Origin of the sequence: Bacillus basilensis, assembly GCF_050630465.1 — a bacterium.
GTDB lineage: Bacteria > Bacillota > Bacilli > Bacillales > Bacillaceae_G > Bacillus_A > Bacillus_A basilensis.
Genome location: NZ_JBNTQO010000004.1, coordinates 436,447 through 456,552, shown reverse-complemented (window position 1 = coordinate 456,552; position 20,106 = coordinate 436,447). Strand labels below are relative to the sequence as shown.

Annotated in this window: 23 protein-coding genes and 2 other annotated features; of the genes, 9 read left to right on the top strand and 14 right to left on the bottom strand. The window is 36.4% G+C overall.

Going from position 1 to position 20,106, the window contains the following annotated elements; all coding sequences use genetic code 11:
* Positions 1 to 2: 2 nt before the first annotated feature.
* From trpB to trpE, 6 genes are read right to left on the bottom strand one after another with little or no spacing between them, the layout of a single operon-like run.
* Entirely contained in the window at positions 3 to 1,196 is a 1,194-nt protein-coding gene (gene trpB / locus ACQVV1_RS11705; RefSeq protein WP_242250999.1) for a tryptophan synthase subunit beta, read from the bottom strand.
* Positions 1,193 to 1,807, bottom strand: a complete 615-nt coding sequence (locus ACQVV1_RS11700) for a phosphoribosylanthranilate isomerase (protein ID WP_242250998.1) — start codon at positions 1,805 to 1,807, stop codon at positions 1,193 to 1,195. The genes trpB and ACQVV1_RS11700 overlap by 4 nt, the downstream gene beginning before the upstream one ends.
* Positions 1,804 to 2,565 (bottom strand): indole-3-glycerol phosphate synthase TrpC, encoded by a 762-nt coding sequence (trpC, locus tag ACQVV1_RS11695; protein ID WP_242250997.1) that lies wholly within the window; start codon positions 2,563 to 2,565, stop codon positions 1,804 to 1,806. The genes ACQVV1_RS11700 and trpC overlap by 4 nt, the downstream gene beginning before the upstream one ends.
* Position 2,566: 1 nt before the next feature.
* Complete coding sequence (gene trpD / locus ACQVV1_RS11690) at positions 2,567 to 3,592, bottom strand: anthranilate phosphoribosyltransferase (protein ID WP_309259849.1); 1,026 nt, start codon at positions 3,590 to 3,592, stop codon at positions 2,567 to 2,569.
* On the bottom strand, positions 3,589 to 4,176 hold the full coding sequence (locus ACQVV1_RS11685; RefSeq protein ID WP_242250993.1) for an anthranilate synthase component II: 588 nt from the start codon (positions 4,174 to 4,176) through the stop codon (positions 3,589 to 3,591). The genes trpD and ACQVV1_RS11685 overlap by 4 nt, the downstream gene beginning before the upstream one ends.
* Positions 4,173 to 5,591: an anthranilate synthase component I gene (trpE, locus tag ACQVV1_RS11680; RefSeq protein ID WP_431168894.1), complete on the bottom strand. Its 1,419-nt coding sequence runs from the start codon at positions 5,589 to 5,591 to the stop codon at positions 4,173 to 4,175. Before trpE ends, ACQVV1_RS11685 begins: the two co-directional genes overlap by 4 nt.
* A gap of 52 nt (positions 5,592 to 5,643) precedes the next feature.
* Positions 5,644 to 5,888, bottom strand: a binding site (T-box leader).
* A gap of 42 nt (positions 5,889 to 5,930) precedes the next feature.
* Positions 5,931 to 6,168: a binding site (T-box leader), on the bottom strand.
* 306 nt (positions 6,169 to 6,474) lie between these two features.
* Between trpE and putP the strand changes: the two genes are divergently transcribed.
* Together putP and ACQVV1_RS11670 are read left to right on the top strand one after the other, a co-directional pair.
* Positions 6,475 to 7,947: a sodium/proline symporter PutP gene (gene putP / locus ACQVV1_RS11675; RefSeq protein ID WP_242250989.1), complete on the top strand. Its 1,473-nt coding sequence runs from the start codon at positions 6,475 to 6,477 to the stop codon at positions 7,945 to 7,947.
* Between the two features lie 163 nt (positions 7,948 to 8,110).
* Positions 8,111 to 8,509: an Ig-like domain-containing protein gene (locus ACQVV1_RS11670; protein ID WP_242250988.1), complete on the top strand. Its 399-nt coding sequence runs from the start codon at positions 8,111 to 8,113 to the stop codon at positions 8,507 to 8,509.
* A 24-nt stretch (positions 8,510 to 8,533) separates the two neighbouring features.
* On the opposite strand, the gene ACQVV1_RS11665 is transcribed toward ACQVV1_RS11670, so the two are convergent.
* Positions 8,534 to 8,929 (bottom strand): PH domain-containing protein, encoded by a 396-nt coding sequence (locus ACQVV1_RS11665; protein ID WP_242250987.1) that lies wholly within the window; start codon positions 8,927 to 8,929, stop codon positions 8,534 to 8,536.
* A 76-nt stretch (positions 8,930 to 9,005) separates the two neighbouring features.
* Positions 9,006 to 9,917: a DMT family transporter gene (locus tag ACQVV1_RS11660; RefSeq protein ID WP_242250986.1), complete on the bottom strand. Its 912-nt coding sequence runs from the start codon at positions 9,915 to 9,917 to the stop codon at positions 9,006 to 9,008.
* 203 nt (positions 9,918 to 10,120) lie between these two features.
* On the opposite strand from ACQVV1_RS11660, the gene ACQVV1_RS11655 reads away from it, so the two are divergent.
* The 6 genes from ACQVV1_RS11655 to exsF all read left to right on the top strand — a co-directional run bounded on the left by ACQVV1_RS11655 (position 10,121) and on the right by exsF (position 15,337).
* The gene (locus tag ACQVV1_RS11655; protein ID WP_242250985.1) at positions 10,121 to 10,852 is read left to right on the top strand and encodes an alpha/beta hydrolase; all 732 of its coding nucleotides are present in this window, start codon (positions 10,121 to 10,123) and stop codon (positions 10,850 to 10,852) included.
* 92 nt (positions 10,853 to 10,944) lie between these two features.
* Positions 10,945 to 11,463 (top strand): YjcG family protein, encoded by a 519-nt coding sequence (locus tag ACQVV1_RS11650; protein WP_242250984.1) that lies wholly within the window; start codon positions 10,945 to 10,947, stop codon positions 11,461 to 11,463.
* A 1-nt stretch (position 11,464) separates the two neighbouring features.
* The gene (locus ACQVV1_RS11645) at positions 11,465 to 11,887 is read left to right on the top strand and encodes a GNAT family N-acetyltransferase (protein WP_242250983.1); all 423 of its coding nucleotides are present in this window, start codon (positions 11,465 to 11,467) and stop codon (positions 11,885 to 11,887) included.
* A 99-nt stretch (positions 11,888 to 11,986) separates the two neighbouring features.
* The gene (locus tag ACQVV1_RS11640) at positions 11,987 to 14,053 is read left to right on the top strand and encodes an ATP-dependent helicase (protein WP_242250982.1); all 2,067 of its coding nucleotides are present in this window, start codon (positions 11,987 to 11,989) and stop codon (positions 14,051 to 14,053) included.
* Positions 14,054 to 14,195: 142 nt separating this feature from the next.
* Positions 14,196 to 14,666 (top strand): spore coat protein CotY, encoded by a 471-nt coding sequence (gene cotY / locus ACQVV1_RS11635; RefSeq protein ID WP_242250981.1) that lies wholly within the window; start codon positions 14,196 to 14,198, stop codon positions 14,664 to 14,666.
* A 167-nt stretch (positions 14,667 to 14,833) separates the two neighbouring features.
* Positions 14,834 to 15,337, top strand: coding sequence for an exosporium protein ExsF (exsF, locus tag ACQVV1_RS11630; RefSeq protein WP_063224587.1), 504 nt, complete (start codon positions 14,834 to 14,836; stop codon positions 15,335 to 15,337).
* A 77-nt stretch (positions 15,338 to 15,414) separates the two neighbouring features.
* On the opposite strand, the gene ACQVV1_RS11625 is transcribed toward exsF, so the two are convergent.
* On the bottom strand, positions 15,415 to 15,600 hold the full coding sequence (locus ACQVV1_RS11625) for a hypothetical protein (protein WP_063224588.1): 186 nt from the start codon (positions 15,598 to 15,600) through the stop codon (positions 15,415 to 15,417).
* Positions 15,601 to 15,701: 101 nt separating this feature from the next.
* Positions 15,702 to 16,061: a DUF1360 domain-containing protein gene (locus tag ACQVV1_RS11620; protein WP_063224589.1), complete on the bottom strand. Its 360-nt coding sequence runs from the start codon at positions 16,059 to 16,061 to the stop codon at positions 15,702 to 15,704.
* A gap of 125 nt (positions 16,062 to 16,186) precedes the next feature.
* Between ACQVV1_RS11620 and ACQVV1_RS11615 the strand changes: the two genes are divergently transcribed.
* Positions 16,187 to 16,645, top strand: coding sequence for a CotY/CotZ family spore coat protein (locus tag ACQVV1_RS11615; RefSeq protein ID WP_063224590.1), 459 nt, complete (start codon positions 16,187 to 16,189; stop codon positions 16,643 to 16,645).
* A 55-nt stretch (positions 16,646 to 16,700) separates the two neighbouring features.
* Here the strand turns inward: ACQVV1_RS11615 and ACQVV1_RS11610 are convergent, their stop codons facing one another.
* The 4 genes from ACQVV1_RS11610 to rfbB form a co-directional block, all read right to left on the bottom strand.
* Positions 16,701 to 17,240, bottom strand: a complete 540-nt coding sequence (locus ACQVV1_RS11610) for a spore coat CotO family protein (protein ID WP_063224591.1) — start codon at positions 17,238 to 17,240, stop codon at positions 16,701 to 16,703.
* Positions 17,241 to 17,381: 141 nt separating this feature from the next.
* Positions 17,382 to 18,152, bottom strand: a complete 771-nt coding sequence (gene fabI / locus ACQVV1_RS11605; protein WP_000421885.1) for an enoyl-ACP reductase FabI — start codon at positions 18,150 to 18,152, stop codon at positions 17,382 to 17,384.
* 109 nt (positions 18,153 to 18,261) lie between these two features.
* Positions 18,262 to 19,116, bottom strand: a complete 855-nt coding sequence (gene rfbD, locus ACQVV1_RS11600; protein ID WP_098555438.1) for a dTDP-4-dehydrorhamnose reductase — start codon at positions 19,114 to 19,116, stop codon at positions 18,262 to 18,264.
* A gap of 11 nt (positions 19,117 to 19,127) precedes the next feature.
* Positions 19,128 to 20,096, bottom strand: coding sequence for a dTDP-glucose 4,6-dehydratase (rfbB, locus tag ACQVV1_RS11595; RefSeq protein ID WP_098555436.1), 969 nt, complete (start codon positions 20,094 to 20,096; stop codon positions 19,128 to 19,130).
* Positions 20,097 to 20,106: the final 10 nt, after the last annotated feature.

Below are 20,106 nucleotides of genomic sequence, written 5' to 3'. Positions count from 1 at the left end.
TTTTACACCTCTTCCATATAACGTTTTATACTCTCTACATCTTTATCACCACGGCCAGATAAGCAAATGACAAGTCCTTCATCTTGCTTCATTTTCGGAGCTAATTTTAATGCATATGCAACAGCATGTGAACTTTCTAACGCTGGGATAATCCCTTCTTTTTTCGTTAATAATTGAAATGCTTCTAACGCTTCATTATCTGTAATCGAATGATAAGAAACACGCCCAATATCTTTTAATAAACTATGTTCTGGTCCAACGCCTGGATAATCTAGTCCTGCTGAAATAGAATGAGCTTCTTGAATTTGTCCTTCTTCATTTTGCAGAAGATACATCATCGATCCGTGTAAAACACCGACACTTCCTTTCGTTAAAGTGGCTGCATGTTTTTCTGTATGAACGCCTTTTCCAGCTGCTTCAACGCCGTAAAGAGCAACTTCTTCATCGTGTACGAACGGATAAAACATTCCCATCGCATTACTACCACCGCCAATACAAGCAACGACCGCTTCTGGTAACTTTCCTTCTAACGCTTCATATTGTTTTTTCGTTTCTTTCCCAATTACACTTTGGAAATCACGGACAATTTGCGGGAATGGATGCGGTCCGAGAACGGATCCCATAATGTAGTGCGTATCATGCACATGTGAAACCCAGTAGCGAAGCGCCTCGTTCACCGCATCTTTTAATGTACCGCTACCTGCCGCTACACTTTCTACTTTCGCTCCGAGTAATTCCATTCGGAACACATTTAATTTTTGACGTCTCACATCTTCTTCTCCCATAAAGATGACGCATTCTAATCCGAGAAGGGCACATACAGTAGCTGTTGCAACTCCGTGTTGTCCTGCCCCCGTTTCAGCGACAACTTTTTTCTTACCCATTCTTACTGCAAGAAGTGCCTGACCGATTGTATTGTTAATTTTATGAGCTCCTGTATGGTTCAAATCTTCACGTTTTAAATAAATCTTTGCACCGCCGCAATACTTCGTCATATTTTCAGCGAAATAAAGCGGTGTTTCTCTCCCTACGTACGTTTTTAAATAATGATTTAATTCCTTTTGGAACGCTTCATCTTGCATCGCTTCTTTATATGCTTCTTCTAGTTCCAATACAGATTGCATTAACGTTTCTGGAACGTATCGTCCTCCGTATATACCGTAATGTCCTTTTTCATCTGGATATGCGTAGTTCATTTGGAACACTCCTTCGCTTTTATAATAAATTGTTTTATTTTCTTTAGATCTTTTTTTCCTTCAGTCTCTACTCCACTACTCACATCCACCATATATGGCTGAATAGTTCGAATTGCTTCTTCTATATTAGAAATGTTTAATCCACCAGCTAATATCGTTTTTGATCGCAACTCGTTTGGCATATGCCCAAGTAGTTCCCATGAAAATTTCTTTCCATTGCCTCCGTAAAACTTTTCTTTTGGGCTATCAAACAATATATAATCCACTTCATATGTTTGAGCGTTTTTCATATCCTCTTCTGAAGTTACTCCGAGCGCTTTTATAGACGGAATATTCAATTTTCTGATTTGATAATTATCTTCATCCCCATGTAGTTGCACATGTGTTAACCCGCACTCATCTGCAATTTTTTGAATTACTTCAACTGATTCATTTACGAAAACACCGACTTTTAACACATTTGCTGGAAGCTCCTGAATGATTTCTTTCGCTAGCTCTGGATTGATTTTTCGCTTACTTTCTGCAAAAACAAATCCGAGTGCATCTGTTCCGTATTCGCAAGCACGTTTTGCTGTTTCCATATCAGTGATGCCGCAAATTTTCACTTTCATACGTTCACCTTACAATCTTCAAAAAAGGTACGAATAGAAGATGATGTCATAAGCGCTTCTCCAACTAATACACCTTTTGCTCCTGCTTTTTTAACACGAATAATATCCTCTTTTAAATGGATACCACTTTCGCTAATCCAAAGTAATTTCTCCCCATTCAATCGTTTTCCAAGCTTTTCTGTTTGGCCTAAATCGACTTCAAATGTTTTCAAATTACGGTTGTTAATACCAATAACGTGTGGATTTAATTGGATTGCAATTTCTAATTCCTGTTCATCATGAACTTCAACGATCGCTTCTAATCCTTTTTCTAGTACGTAGCTATACAGCTCTTTTAATTTCTCTTTCGTTAAAGCGGCTACGATTAGTAAAATAATATCTGCACCAGCTTCATACGCTCTATCGATTTGAATCTTATCGATTATGAAATCTTTACATAAAAGAGGAATGTTACTTTCTTCTCTTGCCGTTTGTAAATCATGAAAAGATCCTTTAAAAAATTGTCCGTCTGTTAAAACCGAAACTGCTCCTGCGCCGCAATCTTCATATGTTTTTACTTGTTTTCGTACATCAACGTGTAAATTAATATCTCCTTTTGATGGTGATGCTCGCTTTACTTCTGCAATGACAGTAAACTGCTGTAATGCTTCTACAAGTGAATGTGTCTTTCTACTTTCTTTTATTGGTGTATACGTTTCATATAATGCCGCAACTTCCGTTTTCTTTTGGTCTACAATTTTGTCTAAAATCGTCCCCACTTTAATTCACCCTTTCTAATTTTTCATTACTTGCTGTAATTAATAAGTTTAGTTTCGCTAATGCTTTTCCAGCGTCAATGCTATGTGCTGCGAGTTTAATTCCTTCTTCAATTGTTTCTGCTTTTCCATTTGCGAAAAGGGCCAGACCTGCATTTAATAAAACAGTATCGCGATAGACGCTCTTTTCTCCGCTTAATACTCCAAGCGTAATCTTTGCATTTTCTTTCGAATTCCCACCTCTTATCTCTTCGTTTTTCACTATTGGAAAACCATATTTCTCAGGTTCAATACTCGTTTCTACTATTTCATTATCTTTTAAAATAACAACATGATTTTCTCCTTGCAATGATGCTTCATCTAAAAATCCACTTCCGTTTACGACAAGTGCTTGTTTTCTTCCTAGTTTCTGTAATACTTGTGCAACTGGTAGTAACATATCTCGTTTATAAATGCCGACAAATTGTGTTTCTAAATTCACCGGATTTGTTAAAGGGCCTATTAAGTTAAAGATCGTCGGAACATTTAATTCTTTTCTTATTTTCATAATGCGCCTTAATGCTGGGTGCATCGCTGGTGCGAATAAAAATGCGATTCCGACATGCTCTAATAAATAATCAATTTCGTTTGGCGTACTACTAATATTTACACCGAGTTCTTCTAATAAATCCGCACTTCCTGTTTTACTAGAAACAGCACGATTACCATGTTTTGCAACTTTTACACCTGATCCCGCCAGTACAAATGCCGATGTTGTGCTAATATTAAACGTTTGAGCACCGTCACCACCTGTCCCGCAATTGTCCATCGCACCTTGTATATGATTCGAAAACGGTAATGCCTTTTCGTGAAGAGCTCGAACAAGACCGTATATTTCTTCTGCTGTTTCACCTTTCGCTTTCAGTAAGACTAAGAAAGCTGCAATTTCACTTTCCAATATATTTTCATTTAATAAAAGAAGCCCTGCTCTATACATCTCCTCTTCTGTTAAATGTTGCCCCTCCACTAATTTACGAAGATAGTTATTCATACTCTTTCCTCCTCTTTCACTTCGCCTAAAAAGGCACGTATTAACTTTCCGCCTTCTTCTGTTGCGATTGATTCCGGATGAAACTGTAATCCAAAGAGCGGATAATAATTGTGACGAACTGCCATAATTTCTCCGTCGTCCATCGCTGTCGCTAGTATGTCAAAACACTCTGGTAAGCTCGTTTGTGCTGCAACAAGCGAATGGTAGCGCATCGCCGTTAATGGCTGTTTTACATATGAAAAGATTGAAGCCCCATTATGTTTCACACGTGATGTTTTTCCATGTTTAATGCGTTCCGCTCTAACAATTTCTCCTCCAAATGCCGATATAATTGCTTGATGACCAAGGCAAATACCTAATATGGGAACGTTCTTATAAAAATGATGGATGACATCAATACAAATCCCAGCATCTTCTGGTTTTCCTGGTCCTGGTGAAAGCACAATTCCTTTTGGGTTCATCTCTTCTAACTGCCCTATCGTTATTTCATCATTTCTTACGACTACAATTTCTTCTTCGTATTCCCCTAACAATTGATACAAGTTATATGTGAATGAATCATAATTATCGATCAGTACAATCATTTCATTACCTCCAAAAGCGCTCTCGCTTTATTTAACGTTTCTTCATATTCAGCTACTGGTTCTGAATCATAAACGATGCCCGCTCCTGCCTGAACGTATGCTTTTTCATCTTTTACGACCATTGTTCGAATGGCAAGCGCCATATCAAGATTTCCAGAAAAACTAACGTATCCAACTGCACCGGCGTATACATTTCTTTTTTCATTCTCTAGTTCATTTATAATTTCCATTGCCCTAATTTTCGGAGCGCCTGAAACGGTTCCTGCTGGTAAGCAGTACGCTAATGCATCAAATCCACTCATTAGTTTTCGCAATATTCCGTAAACTTCAGATACAATGTGCATAACGTGAGAATATTTTTCTACTTTCATATATTTATCTATCGTAACTGAGCCGATTTCACTCACTCTACCAATATCGTTTCGCCCAAGATCTACAAGCATCATATGCTCTGCTCGCTCTTTCTCATTTTCTAACAGTTCTTTTTCAATTACAGCATCTTGCTCCTTCGTTTTTCCCCTTGGCCTCGTACCCGCAATTGGATTTGTCATCACTTTCTCGTCTCTTACTGATAACAAACTTTCTGGCGAAGAACCGAGTACAACATAATCTTGAAAATCGATATAAAACATATATGGTGATGGGTTTGCAATGCGCAGTTTGCGGTATAAAGCGAAAGGATCACCAATACATTCACTTTGCAAACGCTGAGATAATACGACTTGGAATATGTCCCCGGCTCGAATGTGTTCTTTCGCCGTTTCTACCATCGCGCAAAATTCTTTTTCCGTTATAGAAGAAGTGAATGATAATGTTGATTTTATTTCAGTTACTTCAGCTTCTTCTCCCTGTAGCAATTCCTCTTTGTATGCTCGCAGCCTTTCGTATACTTCTTCATAAGAAGCTACATCATCTTCCCTGCATACATATACAAATGATAATTTTTGGCGTAAGTGGTCATATACGATAAACTCACGATATAGTAAAAGGTGTACTTCTGGAATATTTAATGGGTCGTGTAAATCCACGCCTATATTTTCATATTGCCGAATGACATCATAGCCAATATAACCAACTGCTCCTCCGCAAAATGGAAGTGGACTGTCTACTTGTGTTGACACGATTACTTCTTCTAACACTTGTAGTACGTTACCTTGCAACTCTTCTGTTTGACCGTAAATCGTTCGTTCCACTTCTGTACCGATACTTTTCACTTCACCATACGGATTACACCCTAAGTAAGAATAGCGTCCTTTATCTTGATGAAGTTGTGAGCTTTCTAATAAGAACCTCTTCTTACCTTTCATACGTCTATATAAAGAAATTGGCGTAATGCTATCTCCTTCTTCTTCAGCGATTACTAAAAATGTTTTTCTTTGTTCTTTTTGTTTTATAAATTCCTCTTTTGTCATCATGTCTTTCACCTCATCCTGAAAAATAAAAAAGTCCTCTACATATCAAAAATATGTAGAGGACGATAAGTTTACCGTGGTACCACCTCATGTTGGACGCAAAAGCATCCCGCTTTATTCAGGTACAAAATATATACCTTATCCTTGTAACGGCGGAACCCGGGTTGCCTACTGAAAATAATTGTTCAGCATACCTCTCGTAAGCCCATTCCGCATATGGCACCGCACCGGGCTCCCACCTATCCCCGGCTCTCTGTAACGTCTCCAATATACGTACTCTTCTTACTTAAACGATTTCATTTATTTAATTTTTTATACACAAAAAGGGAGTACTCATCCTATAGAAAGGACGGGTACTCCCGTGGTGCCACCTTAATTCGTTACGAACGTAACGCACTTTACCGTATCAAAAACAATACGTGTCTCTTGTATCGATGAGATCATGTCGCCAAAGCCTACTTCTTTCGTTTCGGTTTGGAAGCTCCGAAGCCCATTCCACATCAATTCCATACTGATTCGCACCAACCATCAGCTCTCTGACATGTTCATCATGTGTACTCTTCTTCATCAACGCTTGCATTTTTTTAAGTTGCACTCATTATAGACCTAACTTTTTTCACAAGTCAATACTTTTTAAAAAATTTTATTTTTCTCTCCTTTCAATATTATATTGACAAAACAACCTCTTTTTATGTAAATATAATAAATACTCTATTAAAATTAAGTTTTTTTGTCTGAATGTTATATATTAAAAAAGTAAAATGACGTCAAAAAACGCTTACATTTCTGAAAATTCATATTTCTGTATGGATTTTTCAGAATAATCATGATAGATTATAAATATGCATAACGCATCAAAAGACATGACAAAAGGAAGGGGAACTACATGAGTACGCAGATGTTAACTTTAACTTCAATCTCTATCTACATGCTCGGGATGTTAGTAATTGGCTATTTCGCCTATAAACGAACGTCCAACTTAACAGATTATATGCTTGGCGGGCGTACACTAGGCCCCGCAGTAACAGCATTAAGTGCTGGAGCCTCCGATATGAGTGGTTGGCTTTTAATGGGCTTACCCGGTGCAATGTTTAGCGTTGGATTAAGTAGTAGTTGGATTGCGATCGGCCTAACACTAGGCGCATACGCAAACTGGCTTTATGTCGCTCCTCGCTTACGTACCTACTCTGAAATGGCAAACAACTCTATTACTATCCCAGAATTTTTGGAACATCGTTTCCACGACAAATCTCACATGCTACGCTTAGTATCTGGACTTGTTATTATGATTTTCTTTACTTTTTATGTAGCTTCAGGATTAGTTTCAGGCGCTGTATTATTTGAAAATTCATTTGGTATGAACTACCATGTGGGATTATTCATTGTTGCAGGCGTTGTTGTCGCTTACACATTATTTGGTGGTTTCTTAGCAGTAAGTTGGACAGACTTCGTACAAGGAATCATTATGGTTGTTGCTCTTATTCTTGTTCCTATCGTAACAATTATGAATTCGAACGGACTTGGACCTGCATTTGATACAATTCGATCTGTTGATCCAACACGTCTGGATATTTTTAAAGGTGCCTCTACTTTAGGGATTATTTCTTTATTCGCATGGGGCCTTGGTTATGTTGGACAACCTCATATTATCGTACGCTTTATGGCGATTTCCTCTGTAAAAGAAATTAAAAGCGCACGAAGAATTGGTATGAGCTGGATGATTTTCTCTGTTGTCGGAGCTATGTTTACTGGTCTTATCGGTATTGCTTACTACTCACAACAAGAGTTAACATTATCTAACCCAGAGACAATTTTCCTTGAACTAGGAAAAATTTTATTCCATCCACTTATTACTGGATTTTTATTAGCTGCGATTTTAGCAGCGATTATGAGTACAATTTCATCTCAGTTACTCGTTACTTCTAGTGCTATAACAGAAGATTTATATCGTACATTCTTTAAACGTTCTGCTTCTGATAAAGAACTTGTATTTGTCGGTCGTATGGCTGTACTTGTTATTGCATTAGTTGGGTGTGCATTAGCGTTTAAACAAAATGATACGATTTTAGCTCTTGTTGGATACGCTTGGGCTGGATTTGGTTCTTCATTCGGACCTGCTATTTTATTAAGCTTATATTGGAAACGCATGACAAAATGGGGCGCACTTGCTGGTATGATTTCTGGTGCTGCGACTGTTATTATATGGACACAATTTAAATTCTTAAAAGACTTCTTATATGAAATGATTCCTGGTTTCGCTATTAGTTTACTAGTGATCATAATTGTTAGTTTACTAACGCAACCTTCAAAAGAAGTTGAAAAACAATTTGAGGATTTTGAAAAACAACATAATCTATAAAGGGAAAGCTCTGCTGTTATCGTATCAGCAGAGCTTTCTTTTTATCAAAGTTCGACAATCTTCTGTTCGAATTTAACAATTTCTTTATGTTTCGTTAAATTAAACATAACACTACTCCTTTATAGTAATACTATCAGCACTTATACAGAAAGGGGACTCCAACATGTTAGCAGCTTTCCAGCAACAACAAATACGAAAATTTTCACCTATCACAAATACTTCTGCGTCTTGTTTGAACATACAACCTAATCCACCTAAAATTTCAATTGCTCCTTCTGTTATTTCAGTCATCGGTGTTCATATGGAAAAAAATAAGTTGAAAGTAAGAACGGGACAAAGCATTGAGTTATCAGCTTCCGTTTTGCCAGTGCAAGCAACGAATAAAGAACTTATTTGGACAAATATGAATGCTGATGTCATCACAATGTATCCAAAAGGTGATACGGTAACGATTACTGGAAAAAGTGCCGGAAGAGCAGTCGTAATTGTCACAACCACTGAAGGAAAGTTCCGTGACCTATGTATCATTCATGTACAACCTTATATGACAAATCCAAAGTAAAAAAGTGGCTTCGTAGCCACTCTTTTACTTTGTTTCAATGTGTGGATTTTTACTTTTAACTAAATTGATGAATTGTTCCTTATCTTTAGGAGAAATAATTTCTGTTTTATGTGTGCAGTAAACAATTTCAAGTCGGTCAAATGATAAAGCATGAGCTGATATTGGGTTTTTCGTACTTGAAATTTGTTTTATATCTCGTATAAATATGCGCTTTTTAACGAAACCTGATCTAATAGTAATTGTTTCTTCTCCGACAATATATTTTGTTGAAAACCAACTCCAAATAAATAATATGGCTAATGGGATTGTGAAAAACAAAAGAAAATGTTCTCTTCCTGCAAATATTGGAGCAAAACAGGCACCTACAACAATAAAAAAGATTGGATATAACCATGCATCCTTTTTTGATGGAAATTCCATTGCACTCCCCCTTCTACACCCGTATTTCTATAAAACAAAAAGAGAAGTATCACAACTTCTCTTTTCTCCCCTAACACTATAATTCCTGTGTATACACCGGCTCGTTTACGACATTTTTTGCTGTTCGCTTTTGTTGCTGTAATAAGAAAACAGATACACCAAACAATACGAGCATGCTACCGATAATTTGCATTGCATTTAATTTTTCTCCAAGTAAGAAGAACGCAAGTATAGATGCTCCAACAGGTTCTCCTAAAATACTCATTGAAATTGTCGTTGCATTTACGTAGTTTAATAACCAATTATTAATGACGTGCGACACTGTCGGCACGACCGCAAGTAAAAGAAAAACGGTCCAATCCCACTTCGTATAACCTGTAAAAGGTACTTGTAATATGACATTATAAATCCCCATAAAAAGACCTGCGAACGCAAAGACTGTAAAACTATAAATCCAGTGTGATACTTTCTTTACTGTCGTTTGCCCGATAAATAAATAACCGACAACCGCTATTACACTTAAAAAGGATAATATATCTCCATAAATTGCTTGTTCACTTAGCCCTAAATCTCCCCACCCAATACACATTACGCCTAGTATCGCAATTCCCATTGTCGCAATAGCTGAGTATGTTGTTCTTTCTTTAAATAAGAAAAAACCCCCAACTAAAGATATGATCGGTTGAAGCGCTAAAATGATCGTCGAACTAGCAACTGTCGTATGCTTTAAAGATTCAAACCATAAAAGAAAATGAAGTGCTAAAAAGAAACCAGATCCAATTAAAAAGCCCCAATCTTTCATTTGAATCCTATTAAATTCCTCTCTTTTTTTCCATACGATAGGCAGCATAATAAATACGATAATCCATAAGCGGTACATACTTAATATTGAAGATGGTGCTGAGGACATCTTTACAAAAACTGCTGCAAAGGAAATGGCAATTATAGAAATAGCCAATGGTAGTGCGATTGATTTTTCTTGTTTCAAATCCTGTCTCCCCTCTCACCTGTCAAAAATCCCACTTCATTATATCCGTTTTCTTTCGTAACTTAAATACTAATTTTTTAGATTCTTCGTACCATTATGGTAAAATAGAAATTAAGGCACCAATTAGTGAATATTTCTTTCCTTTTCACTACAAGCGTCGCTCTTACAATCGTTACAGTAAATTTTTATTTAGGGGGATCTACATGAGTCAAACAATAGGGAGAATTGAAGAAATTTCATTTTATAGCGCATCACTTCAAGAAGACGTTACACTTCTCGTTTATTTACCAGTAAATTACACACCACTGCACAAACATACAGTTGTAATTGCACAAGATGGTAGAGATTATTTTCAGCTTGGTAAAGCGCACCGTGTAATTGAGCGCCTTCGTGAAACTGAAGAAATTGACCGTACAATTATCGTCGGTATTCCATATAAAAATGTACACGATCGTAAAGAAAAATATTTCCCAAATGAAGTAAAAAACGCTGCTTATATTCGTTTCCTTGCTCATGAACTTGCACCGTATATTGATGAAAATTATCCAACGTACCAAATGGGAAAAGGTCGTGTGTTAATTGGTGATTCTCTTGGCGGAACAGTTTCCTTTATGACTGCACTTATGTATCCGCATACATTCGGTAAAGTCGTTATGCAATCACCATTTGTGGACGAAACAGTGATGAACTTAGCAAAAGACTTCAAAAATCCAGAGGCACTAGAGCTTTATCACGTCATTGGGACAGAAGAAACAGCTGTAAAGCGCACTGATGGGCAAGTATCTGATTTCGTACAACCGAACCGTGAGCTCAATACACTTCTGACAGATAGAAATTTCATCACGCATTACGAGGAGTTTGAAGGTAATCATACGTGGAAATATTGGCAAACTGATTTACCGAAAGCTTTCTCTCGTATGCTATCAATGAAATAATAGAGAGCAGTATTCAGAATAATTTGATATAATAGGTTAAGAGAGTTATTTTCTCAAAATCTAACTAGACTTACAAAGGGAGGAATTGGAACATGAAATTAGGCATTGTAATTTTTCCATCTAAAATGATTCAAGATAAAGCGAACGGATTGCGTAAACGTTATGATCCGCACTACGCATTAGTTCCGCCACATATTACATTGAAAACACCCTTTGAGACGCAAGAAGATCAACTAGAATCGATTGTAAACGAGTTACATACAATCGCAAGTAAAACGAACCCTTTCACCCTTCATGTCGGAAAAGTTGGTTCATTCGCACCTGTTAATAATGTTCTTTATTTTAAAGTAGAAAAAACACCTGAACTTACTTTCTTAAATGAGGAAATGCATAGCGAATTCTTCACACAAGAACGCGAATACGCTTTCGTACCCCATTTAACAATCGGACAAGGCTTATCAGATGCAGAGCATGCTGATGTATTAGGTCGATTACGTATGAAAGATTTCTATTATGAACAACCAATTGATCGCTTCCATCTTCTATATCAATTAGAAAATGGGACATGGACTGTACATGAAACATTCCGCCTTGGAAAGGGGAACAACTAATTTGCACGCACAGATCGTACAAACAGACGAACAACTAAGAGATGCATTCTCTGTACGTAAGCAAGTATTTGTGAATGAACAACAAGTTTCTGCCGAAGAAGAGTATGATGAGTTTGAAGAAACTTCGATACACGTTGTTATATACGATAATGATATTCCCGTTGGTGCTGGTCGTTTTCGCACCATTGATGGCATTGGAAAAATGGAGCGTATTTGTGTACTAGCTTCCCATCGCAAAAAAGGCATTGGAAAAATTATTATGGATGCACTTGAAGCACATGCGAAGGAACACTCGCTACCAAAATTGAAGCTGCATGCCCAAACACATGCTGAAGACTTCTATAAAAAACTTGGATATGTAACGAATTCTGATGTATTTATGGAAGCAAATATTCCTCACATCGTTATGATAAAAGAATTGTAATTTGAAAACAGGAGGTATCCCCTCCTGTTTTTTACATTGCTATTTTCTTTTTCTTCCGCTAAAGTTAAATGTTGATGCTATAGTTTTGAAGGTGAATATATGACACAAGAAAAATTTTCACAAAAATCATTAACGCACGCTGATATTCCACGTGCAACATATCATATTCCGAAAACATCTACCCATTTAATTATGGAAGAGGATGCAGATGCGGCGTATTTCCGCGCGCTCGAACAGCAAAATGTATTTTTAAACGAAAAACAGTTAGAGGCCGTCCGAACGACAGAAGGTCCTGTTCTTACATTGGCTGGTGCTGGAAGCGGAAAAACATCTGTTTTAACAACCCGCGTAGGTTATTTAGTAAATGTAAAACAAGTTCATCCGCGAAATATTTTATTGCTTACATTTACACAAAAAGCGGCTGAAGAAATCCGAAATCGTGTAGCGAATTTACCAGGTATGAATCATGCGGCAAGTAGCTACGTTGTTGCTGGTACGTTCCACTCTGTCTTTTTAAAATTGCTTCGTAGTCAAGGATATAATCAGCAAATTTTAGCAAACGAAAAACATAAACAAATTATGATAAAGAAAATTTTAAAAGAGTTACGTTTAAAAGATGATTATGATGCTGAAACGATGCTCGCGATGATTTCACTTGAGAAAAACAAATTGAATCGTCCGAAAGATGTAAAAGCAAAAACACCCGTTGAACAAGAATTTAAAGAAGTATATGAGCGTTTTGAAGAAGTGAAACAACGATATAATTATATCGATTTCGATGACATCTTATTAGAAACATATTATATGTTAGAAAATAATGCTCCTTTGCTTACTCAATTACAACAACGTTTCCACTATATTGAAGTAGATGAGTTCCAAGATACATCGTATGCACAATATGAAATTGTAAAATTGTTAGCTTCGCCAAGAAATAATTTGTTTATCGCAGGTGATGACGATCAGGCGATATATGGCTGGCGAGGAGCAAGTCACCAAATTATTTTATCTTTTCCGAAAGAATTTGATAACACTACGATTATCGCACTTAATACGAATTATCGATCCAATCCTTTTATCGTCGGACTTGGAAATGAAGTTATCAAACTAAATCAAGAGCGTTTTGATAAAGAGCTATATTCTGTGCGCGAAGAAGGTGTACAACCTTTTTACGCAAGACCGGCTACGACTCTTGATGAAGCAAACCAAATTTTACAGCTCATTCAAGAAAAGGTAGATAGCGGTGAACGAAACTATAAAGATTTTTGTTTACTGTATCGCACACATTCTGTAAGCCGTTCGTTACTTGATCAGCTTACAATTCATAAAATCCCATTTATTAAGCACGGTGCGAGTCAGTCATTTTATGAACATTCTTTAATTAAGCCTGTATTAGACCATTTAAGACTGGTGATTGAGCCGTTTCGATTAGAATCCCTTTCAAACATATTGCCAACGATGTATATCGGGCGTGATGATTGTATTTCATTTATTGAACGTGAACAATGGAAATATGGTGAAGGTCGTTTTCCTTCTCTTCTTCATTTCTTACTATTAAATCCAAGCTTGAAGCCTTTTCAAGTGAAAAAAGTAAATGAGCGTATCGATTTTATTAAATTTATAAAAGAATTAGAACCGAAAAAAGCATTAAAAGAAATTATTCATGGTAAAGGAAAGTATTTAGAGTACTTACAAAGTAACGATCGTTCTTCCTTTACGATGCATAAAGATATACAAGAAGAAATGTTAGAAGAATTAATGGAGTCGGCAAATCGTTTCACCGATATTCCAGCTTATTTACAATTTATTAGTGATGCAATTCAAGGTCAAAAGGAAATGGAAGCATTAAAAACAATGCCGCAAAAAGATGCTGTTTCGCTTATGTCTATTCATAACGCAAAAGGCCTTGAATTTCCATGCGTCTTTTTACTTGGAGCGAGCGATGGTATTCTGCCCCACACTTCTTCTTTAAAAGATGCTAACGATCGTGTTACAGAGACTTCTGAAGCTTTAGAAGAAGAACGCCGACTACTTTATGTCGCAATTACACGGGCGAAAGAAGAACTTTATATTTCCTCTCCGCAATTTTTTAGAGGAAAAAAATTAGACATATCTCGTTTTTTATACACTGTGCGAAAAGATTTACCTGAAAAGACATCCACTAAATAAGGATGTCTTTTTTTATATTGTATTATGTACATCCCTACTATATAAATTCCCTGCTTTTATCGTAAGAATTAACGTAATATCAACCATATCTCACTCATATTGTAATAGTGTATGTCAGAACTCAGGATAAGGAGTGAACATAATGAGCTGCAATTGTAACGAAGACCATCATCACCATGATTGTGATTTCAACTGTGTATCAAATGTCGTTCGTTTTATACATGAATTACAAGAATGCGCAACTACAACATGCGGATCTGGTTGCGAAGTTCCATTTTTAGGAGCACATAACACTACATCAGTAGCGAATACACGTCCTTTTATTTTATACACAAAAACTGGCGATCCTTTTCAAGCATTTGCACCATCAGGAAGTCTTACTAGCTGTAGAACTCCAATTTTCCGTGTTGAAAGCATTGATGATGATGATTGTGCTGTGTTACGTGCATTAACTGTAGTACTGGGTGATGGTTCCCCTGTTCCAATTGATAACGATCCAATTTGTACGTTTTTAAATGTACCAAATGCAAGGTTAATATCGACATCTATTTGCCTTACTGTTGATTTAAGCTGCTTCTGCGCTATTCAATGCTTGCGTGATGTTACAATTTAAAACTAAATAATGAGTTAAGCATGGATTGGGTGGCAGAATTCTCTGCCACCCAATCCATGCTTAAAAGGTATTATTATGTATTTTTTATAAAATTGGGAACTTGTCTAGAACATAGAACCTGTCCTTTTCATTAACTGAAAGTAGAAACAGATAAAGGAGTGAAAAACATGTACTCTTCTGATTGCGAATTTACGAAAATCGATTGCGAGGCAAAACCGGCTAGTTCACTACCTGCCTTCGGTTTTGCTTTCAACGCTTCTGCACCTCAGTTCGCTTCACTATTTACACCATTACTATTACCTAGTGTAAGTCCAAACCCCAATATTACTGTTCCTGTAATAAATGATACAGTAAGTGTTGGAGATGGTATCCGAATTCTACGAGCTGGTATTTATCAAATCAGTTATACATTAACAATTAGTCTTGATAACGCACCTGTTGCACCAGAAGCTGGTCGTTTCTTCTTATCATTAAATACACCAGCTAACATTATTCCTGGATCAGGTACAGCGGTTCGTTCTAACGTTATTGGTACTGGTGAAGTAGACGTATCCAGTGGTGTTATTCTTATTAACTTAAACCCTGGTGACTTAGTTCAAATTGTACCAGTTGAATTGATTGGAACTGTAGACATCCGTGCGGCAGCATTAACAGTTGCACAAATTAGCTAGTAAAAAGCGGTATTTCTTCACTAGAAATACCGCTTTTTATATGTAGAATAAAAAACACTCACAATAACATGAGTGTTTCATTCTTCATAGTGTTTTATTGTATTCTTCTTTTTCCCACAATTACATCCTTTTTTCTTTACAAATCCTTGTTGTTGCAATTGTTCTTGATATGCCTGTTGTTGCAATTGGTGTTGTTGCTGTATATGATACCATTGCTGCAGGTCATATGAATTTTGCCTTGGATTATTGCTCACAGCAAACATCTCCTCTACTGTCAATTCTGTCTATTTACTATATGAACAACTCTTTATTTCCGTTCCCTCATTCTTTTAAACTCCGCTTTTTCTCGTATTATACAAATATACTATTCTCCCATAAAATATCCTGTAATCGTTTCAATGATTGCTGCGGCTCCTGCAATAGCTAATAATGCAAGTAACGGTTCTGCAACGATAGGAATCCAATTATATAAAACTAATAAAAAAGCACTAACCCATACACCTGTACACCAATAACAACTTAATAATTCGCCAATCCACTTTCTTAATCCTTTCCCTTTTACTTTTGTAAACGTTGATACACTCCCATCCGGCTCTGTAACCTCTAACTCATCAATAAATGGTCTTCGCAAAAAAGCTGTAATTTTATCATAAACAATTAAACGAGTGAGCCTAAAAGCAGCTAACGCGAAAATAAAAAATAAAAGCCAGCTTGTAAACAGCATAATTCCACCTTCCCTTATCTTCTTTCGCCTATTTAAAAAAAAAGGTCTTGAGATTGTGACCAAATCTCCTCGACTCCAATATCTTATTAATGTAAATACAAACAAGAAGATAAGGAGTGACATTAATGAGTTGTAACGAAAATAAACACCATAGCTCTTCTCATTGTGTAGTTGACGTTGTAAAATTCATCAATGAATTACAAGATTGTTCTAGTTCAACATGTGGTTCTGGTTGTGAAATTCCATTTTTAGGAGCTCATAACACTACATCAGTAGCAAATACACGCCCTTTTATTGTATACACAAAAACTGGAGACCCTTTTCAAGCATTTGCACCATCAGGAAGTCTTACTAGCTGCAGATCTCCAATTTTCCGCGTTGAGAGTGTAGATGATGATAGCTGTGCTGTGCTACGTGTGTTAACTGTAGTATTAGGTGATGGATCCCCTGTACCAATTGATAACGATCCAATCTGTACGTTTTTAAATGTACCAAATGCAAGATTAATATCAACATCTACTTGCATTACTGTTGATTTAAACTGCTTCTGTGCTATTCAGTGCTTACGCGATGTTACTATTTAACAAGTAAACTAAAAAACTATTGGGGTGGTAGAAGCTTTCTACCACCTTTACATATTTAAAAACCGGCCATATCAATCGATTTGATGTCTTCTATAGATAACCTAATATCTCTCATACTATTTGGCGGCATAATAGCTACAATTCCACTACGATACGATATGATTGATCCAACATATGAGACTGTAGCCGTTTTTATTCTGCACCTTACTTTCGGAATGTAATGAGGGCGATTTAATAAAAAATGAATTTTCTCTTCATTATTCATGTCCTTAAATGATTTATTATACGGAACAGTTCTCACTGGCTCTTTCTGTACTTGTTCTTGTACTTGTTCCTCTTCTTCTATTTTTTCTTCTACTTGCTGCTCTTCTTGTTGTTCCTGTTCTTGTTCTATTACCTCTTCCACAGCACTACTTACAACATTTTCATTTCCATTACTTTCCTCTTTCCGATCCTCATTTTCAAAGTTTGTTAAAATAATTCTTTTTATTTTCGGTGCAGCAAGTTCCAAATTTACTTGTGCAATATATAACAACGGTTTTCCAACTGTTGAACTTTTATTTTTATTCTTCACACTCGTCCCTCCCACTTCCATACGTAGCTGAATAAATCGTGTACTATTATAGTTATATTCATAACGTGGTAAGAACTTTCGTTAAAAATCGTTCTTTCTAAGAACAAATAAAAAGGACAATCTCAACATGTAGAGATTGTCCTTTAAAAATTAATATTATATTTATCCTAGGATATGATACCCTGAATCAACGTGAATGTTTTCTCCTGTTACGCCGCGTGCTAAATCACTGAATAAGAATACTGCCGTATCCCCAACTTCTTCTGGAGTTGTTGTACGACGAAGTGGTGCGCGTTCCTCAATTTCTCTTAAGATTGAGTTAAAGTCGCCTACACCTTTTGCAGATAACGTACGAATTGGTCCCGCAGAGATAGCGTTAACGCGAATGCCATGTTGACCTAAATCATTTGCTAAATATTTCACGCTCGCTTCTAATGAAGCTTTCGCAACACCCATAACGTTATAATTTTTCACAACGCGCTCGCCGCCAAGATATGTTAACGTTAAAATATTTCCGCCTTCTGTCATTACTTTCTTCGCTTCTCTTGCTACAGCTGTTAAAGAGAATGCACTAATATTTTGTGCAAGTAAAAATCCATCGCGAGAAGTATCTACAAATTCACCTTTTAAATCGTCACGATTTGCAAAAGCAATACAGTGTGCAACACCGTGAATTGTACCAACTTCTTGCTTGATTGTTTCAAAACAAGCTGTAAGTTCTTCATCATTTGTTACATCACAAGGTAATACAAGTGATTCTTGTCCTTCTAATGTATCCGCTAATTCACGAACGTTTCTCTCTAAACGTTCTCCTGCATATGTGAAGATTAATTTTGCACCTGCATTATGCAAAGAGCGAGCAATTCCCCACGCAATACTTCTTTGGTTCGCAACGCCCATAACAACAAATGTTTTCCCTTGTAATAGTTCCATGATATATCCTCCCAGAAATACTTATACTTGTTATTAGTACCTGATACTATAATTATAGTACCATAAAACCTCTTAAAGGCAAACAAAAAAGTCATTAACGTAAATTTTGTTAATGACTTTTTGTTTCTATAAAAAACCGCTCTAATCCTTCCTCCCAAGAAGGCATTTGTAAAAAACCATTTAATCGTAGCATGTTATGTTGAAAAATAGAATATTTTGGCCGCGCTGCTGCCGCCCCAAATTCTTCGGTTGAAACAGGTAATACATTCACTTTCATTTTTGCATACGAAAATATTTTTTGGGCAAATTCAAACCAAGAACATGAACCTCTATTTGATACATGATACGTACCGTATAAAGAAGTATGAATGAGCTTATTAATCATTACATTTAAATCCGCCACATAAGTAGGAGAACCGATTTGATCCGCTACAACAGATACTTCCGCTCTTTCTTTACCTAATCGCATCATCGTTTTCACAAAATTATTTCCATACTTACCATATAACCACGATGTACGAACGATAAAGTATTTATTATGTAACTCTTTGACAAACTGCTCTCCCGCATACTTAGAAGCTCCGTATATATTGATCGGCGCCGGATGATGAAATTCATCGTATCCCTCCGGTCTATCGCCCTGAAATACATAATCAGTACTAATATAAACTAACTTCGCTCCTACTAATTGTGAAGAAACCGCTACATTTCGAGCTCCTATTGCATTGATTCTATAAGCTAGATCTTGTTCTTTCTCAGCATGATCAACCTTCGTATACGCCGCACAATGAATAATTATATGTGGCCTTATTTCTTGTACCACTTGCTGCATTCGGGATATATTTGTTATATCTAGTAACTTTTTATCAAATGGATATATGTCATATTCTTCAGGATTTAACTCTTCTTGTAGTTGCTTTCCTAATTGACCATTTGCTCCTGTTATGATAACCCGCTCTTTCATTTATATGCCCCTTACTGTTTTAATGGTTTCCACCATTCCTTATTCTTCTCATACCATTGCACTGTTTCTTGTAATCCTTGCTCAAACGTATACCTCGGTTCCCAATCAAATTCATTCTTCATTTTCTCTGCATCAATCGCATAACGACGATCGTGTCCTAAACGGTCTGTCACATATTCAATATCTTTTTTCGTTTTTCCTAAGAGAGTAATGATTTGTTCCACAACATCTATATTTGTTTTTTCATTATTTCCACCTATATTATATACTTCTCCTATACGCCCCTCATGTAGAACAACGTCAATCGCACTACAATGATCCGTTACATGTAACCAATCTCTTACATTTAATCCATCACCATATAACGGTAATTTTTTTCCTTCCAGCGCATTCGTAATCATTAACGGAATTAATTTTTCAGGATATTGATACGGCCCATAGTTATTGGAGCAACGCGTTACTATAACTGGTAATTGATATGTTTTATAATAAGATAAAGCTATCATGTCGGCGCTCGCTTTGCTTGAAGAATATGGACTATTTGGAGCTAACGGGGTTTCCTCGGTAAATCTACCTATCTTACCTAACGAGCCGTACACCTCATCTGTTGATACTTGCACGAGTTTAATATGTGGATATTTTTTTACTAATTCTAATAAGGTGACTGTCCCAATTACATTTGTATCATAAAAAGGAATCGGATTCTCAATACTACGGTCCACATGTGATTCAGCTGCGAAATTTACAATTACTTGCACGTCACGTTCCTTAATAACATATTCCAGCAGCTCTCCATTTTGAATTTCCCCTTTTACAAAATAGTAATTCGGATGATCTTGAATAGACTTTACATTATTTAAGTTTCCACTATATGTTAATGCATCAAAATTAATAATTTTATATGTTTCATAGCTTTGTAACATGTAATGAACAAAATTACTCCCAATAAATCCGGCCCCACCTGTTACTAATATATTCATAAGCAACTCT

Coding starts and splice junctions, on each gene's coding strand:
- ACQVV1_RS11640 (WP_242250982.1), top strand. CDS start 11,987: ATGACACAAGAAAAATTTTCACAAAAATCATTAACGCACGCTGATATT.
- ACQVV1_RS11665 (WP_242250987.1), bottom strand. CDS start 8,929: ATGGAATTTCCATCAAAAAAGGATGCATGGTTATATCCAATCTTTTTT.
- cotY (WP_242250981.1), top strand. CDS start 14,196: ATGAGCTGCAATTGTAACGAAGACCATCATCACCATGATTGTGATTTC.
- trpD (WP_309259849.1), bottom strand. CDS start 3,592: ATGAATAACTATCTTCGTAAATTAGTGGAGGGGCAACATTTAACAGAA.
- ACQVV1_RS11615 (WP_063224590.1), top strand. CDS start 16,187: ATGAGTTGTAACGAAAATAAACACCATAGCTCTTCTCATTGTGTAGTT.
- putP (WP_242250989.1), top strand. CDS start 6,475: ATGAGTACGCAGATGTTAACTTTAACTTCAATCTCTATCTACATGCTC.
- rfbB (WP_098555436.1), bottom strand. CDS start 20,096: ATGAATATATTAGTAACAGGTGGGGCCGGATTTATTGGGAGTAATTTT.
- trpB (WP_242250999.1), bottom strand. CDS start 1,196: ATGAACTACGCATATCCAGATGAAAAAGGACATTACGGTATATACGGA.
- ACQVV1_RS11650 (WP_242250984.1), top strand. CDS start 10,945: ATGAAATTAGGCATTGTAATTTTTCCATCTAAAATGATTCAAGATAAA.
- fabI (WP_000421885.1), bottom strand. CDS start 18,152: ATGGAACTATTACAAGGGAAAACATTTGTTGTTATGGGCGTTGCGAAC.
- trpE (WP_431168894.1), bottom strand. CDS start 5,591: ATGATGACAAAAGAGGAATTTATAAAACAAAAAGAACAAAGAAAAACA.
- ACQVV1_RS11700 (WP_242250998.1), bottom strand. CDS start 1,807: ATGAAAGTGAAAATTTGCGGCATCACTGATATGGAAACAGCAAAACGT.
- ACQVV1_RS11610 (WP_063224591.1), bottom strand. CDS start 17,240: ATGGAAGTGGGAGGGACGAGTGTGAAGAATAAAAATAAAAGTTCAACA.
- ACQVV1_RS11685 (WP_242250993.1), bottom strand. CDS start 4,176: ATGATTGTACTGATCGATAATTATGATTCATTCACATATAACTTGTAT.
- ACQVV1_RS11625 (WP_063224588.1), bottom strand. CDS start 15,600: ATGTTTGCTGTGAGCAATAATCCAAGGCAAAATTCATATGACCTGCAG.
- ACQVV1_RS11670 (WP_242250988.1), top strand. CDS start 8,111: ATGTTAGCAGCTTTCCAGCAACAACAAATACGAAAATTTTCACCTATC.
- rfbD (WP_098555438.1), bottom strand. CDS start 19,116: ATGAAAGAGCGGGTTATCATAACAGGAGCAAATGGTCAATTAGGAAAG.
- ACQVV1_RS11620 (WP_063224589.1), bottom strand. CDS start 16,061: ATGCTGTTTACAAGCTGGCTTTTATTTTTTATTTTCGCGTTAGCTGCT.
- ACQVV1_RS11655 (WP_242250985.1), top strand. CDS start 10,121: ATGAGTCAAACAATAGGGAGAATTGAAGAAATTTCATTTTATAGCGCA.
- exsF (WP_063224587.1), top strand. CDS start 14,834: ATGTACTCTTCTGATTGCGAATTTACGAAAATCGATTGCGAGGCAAAA.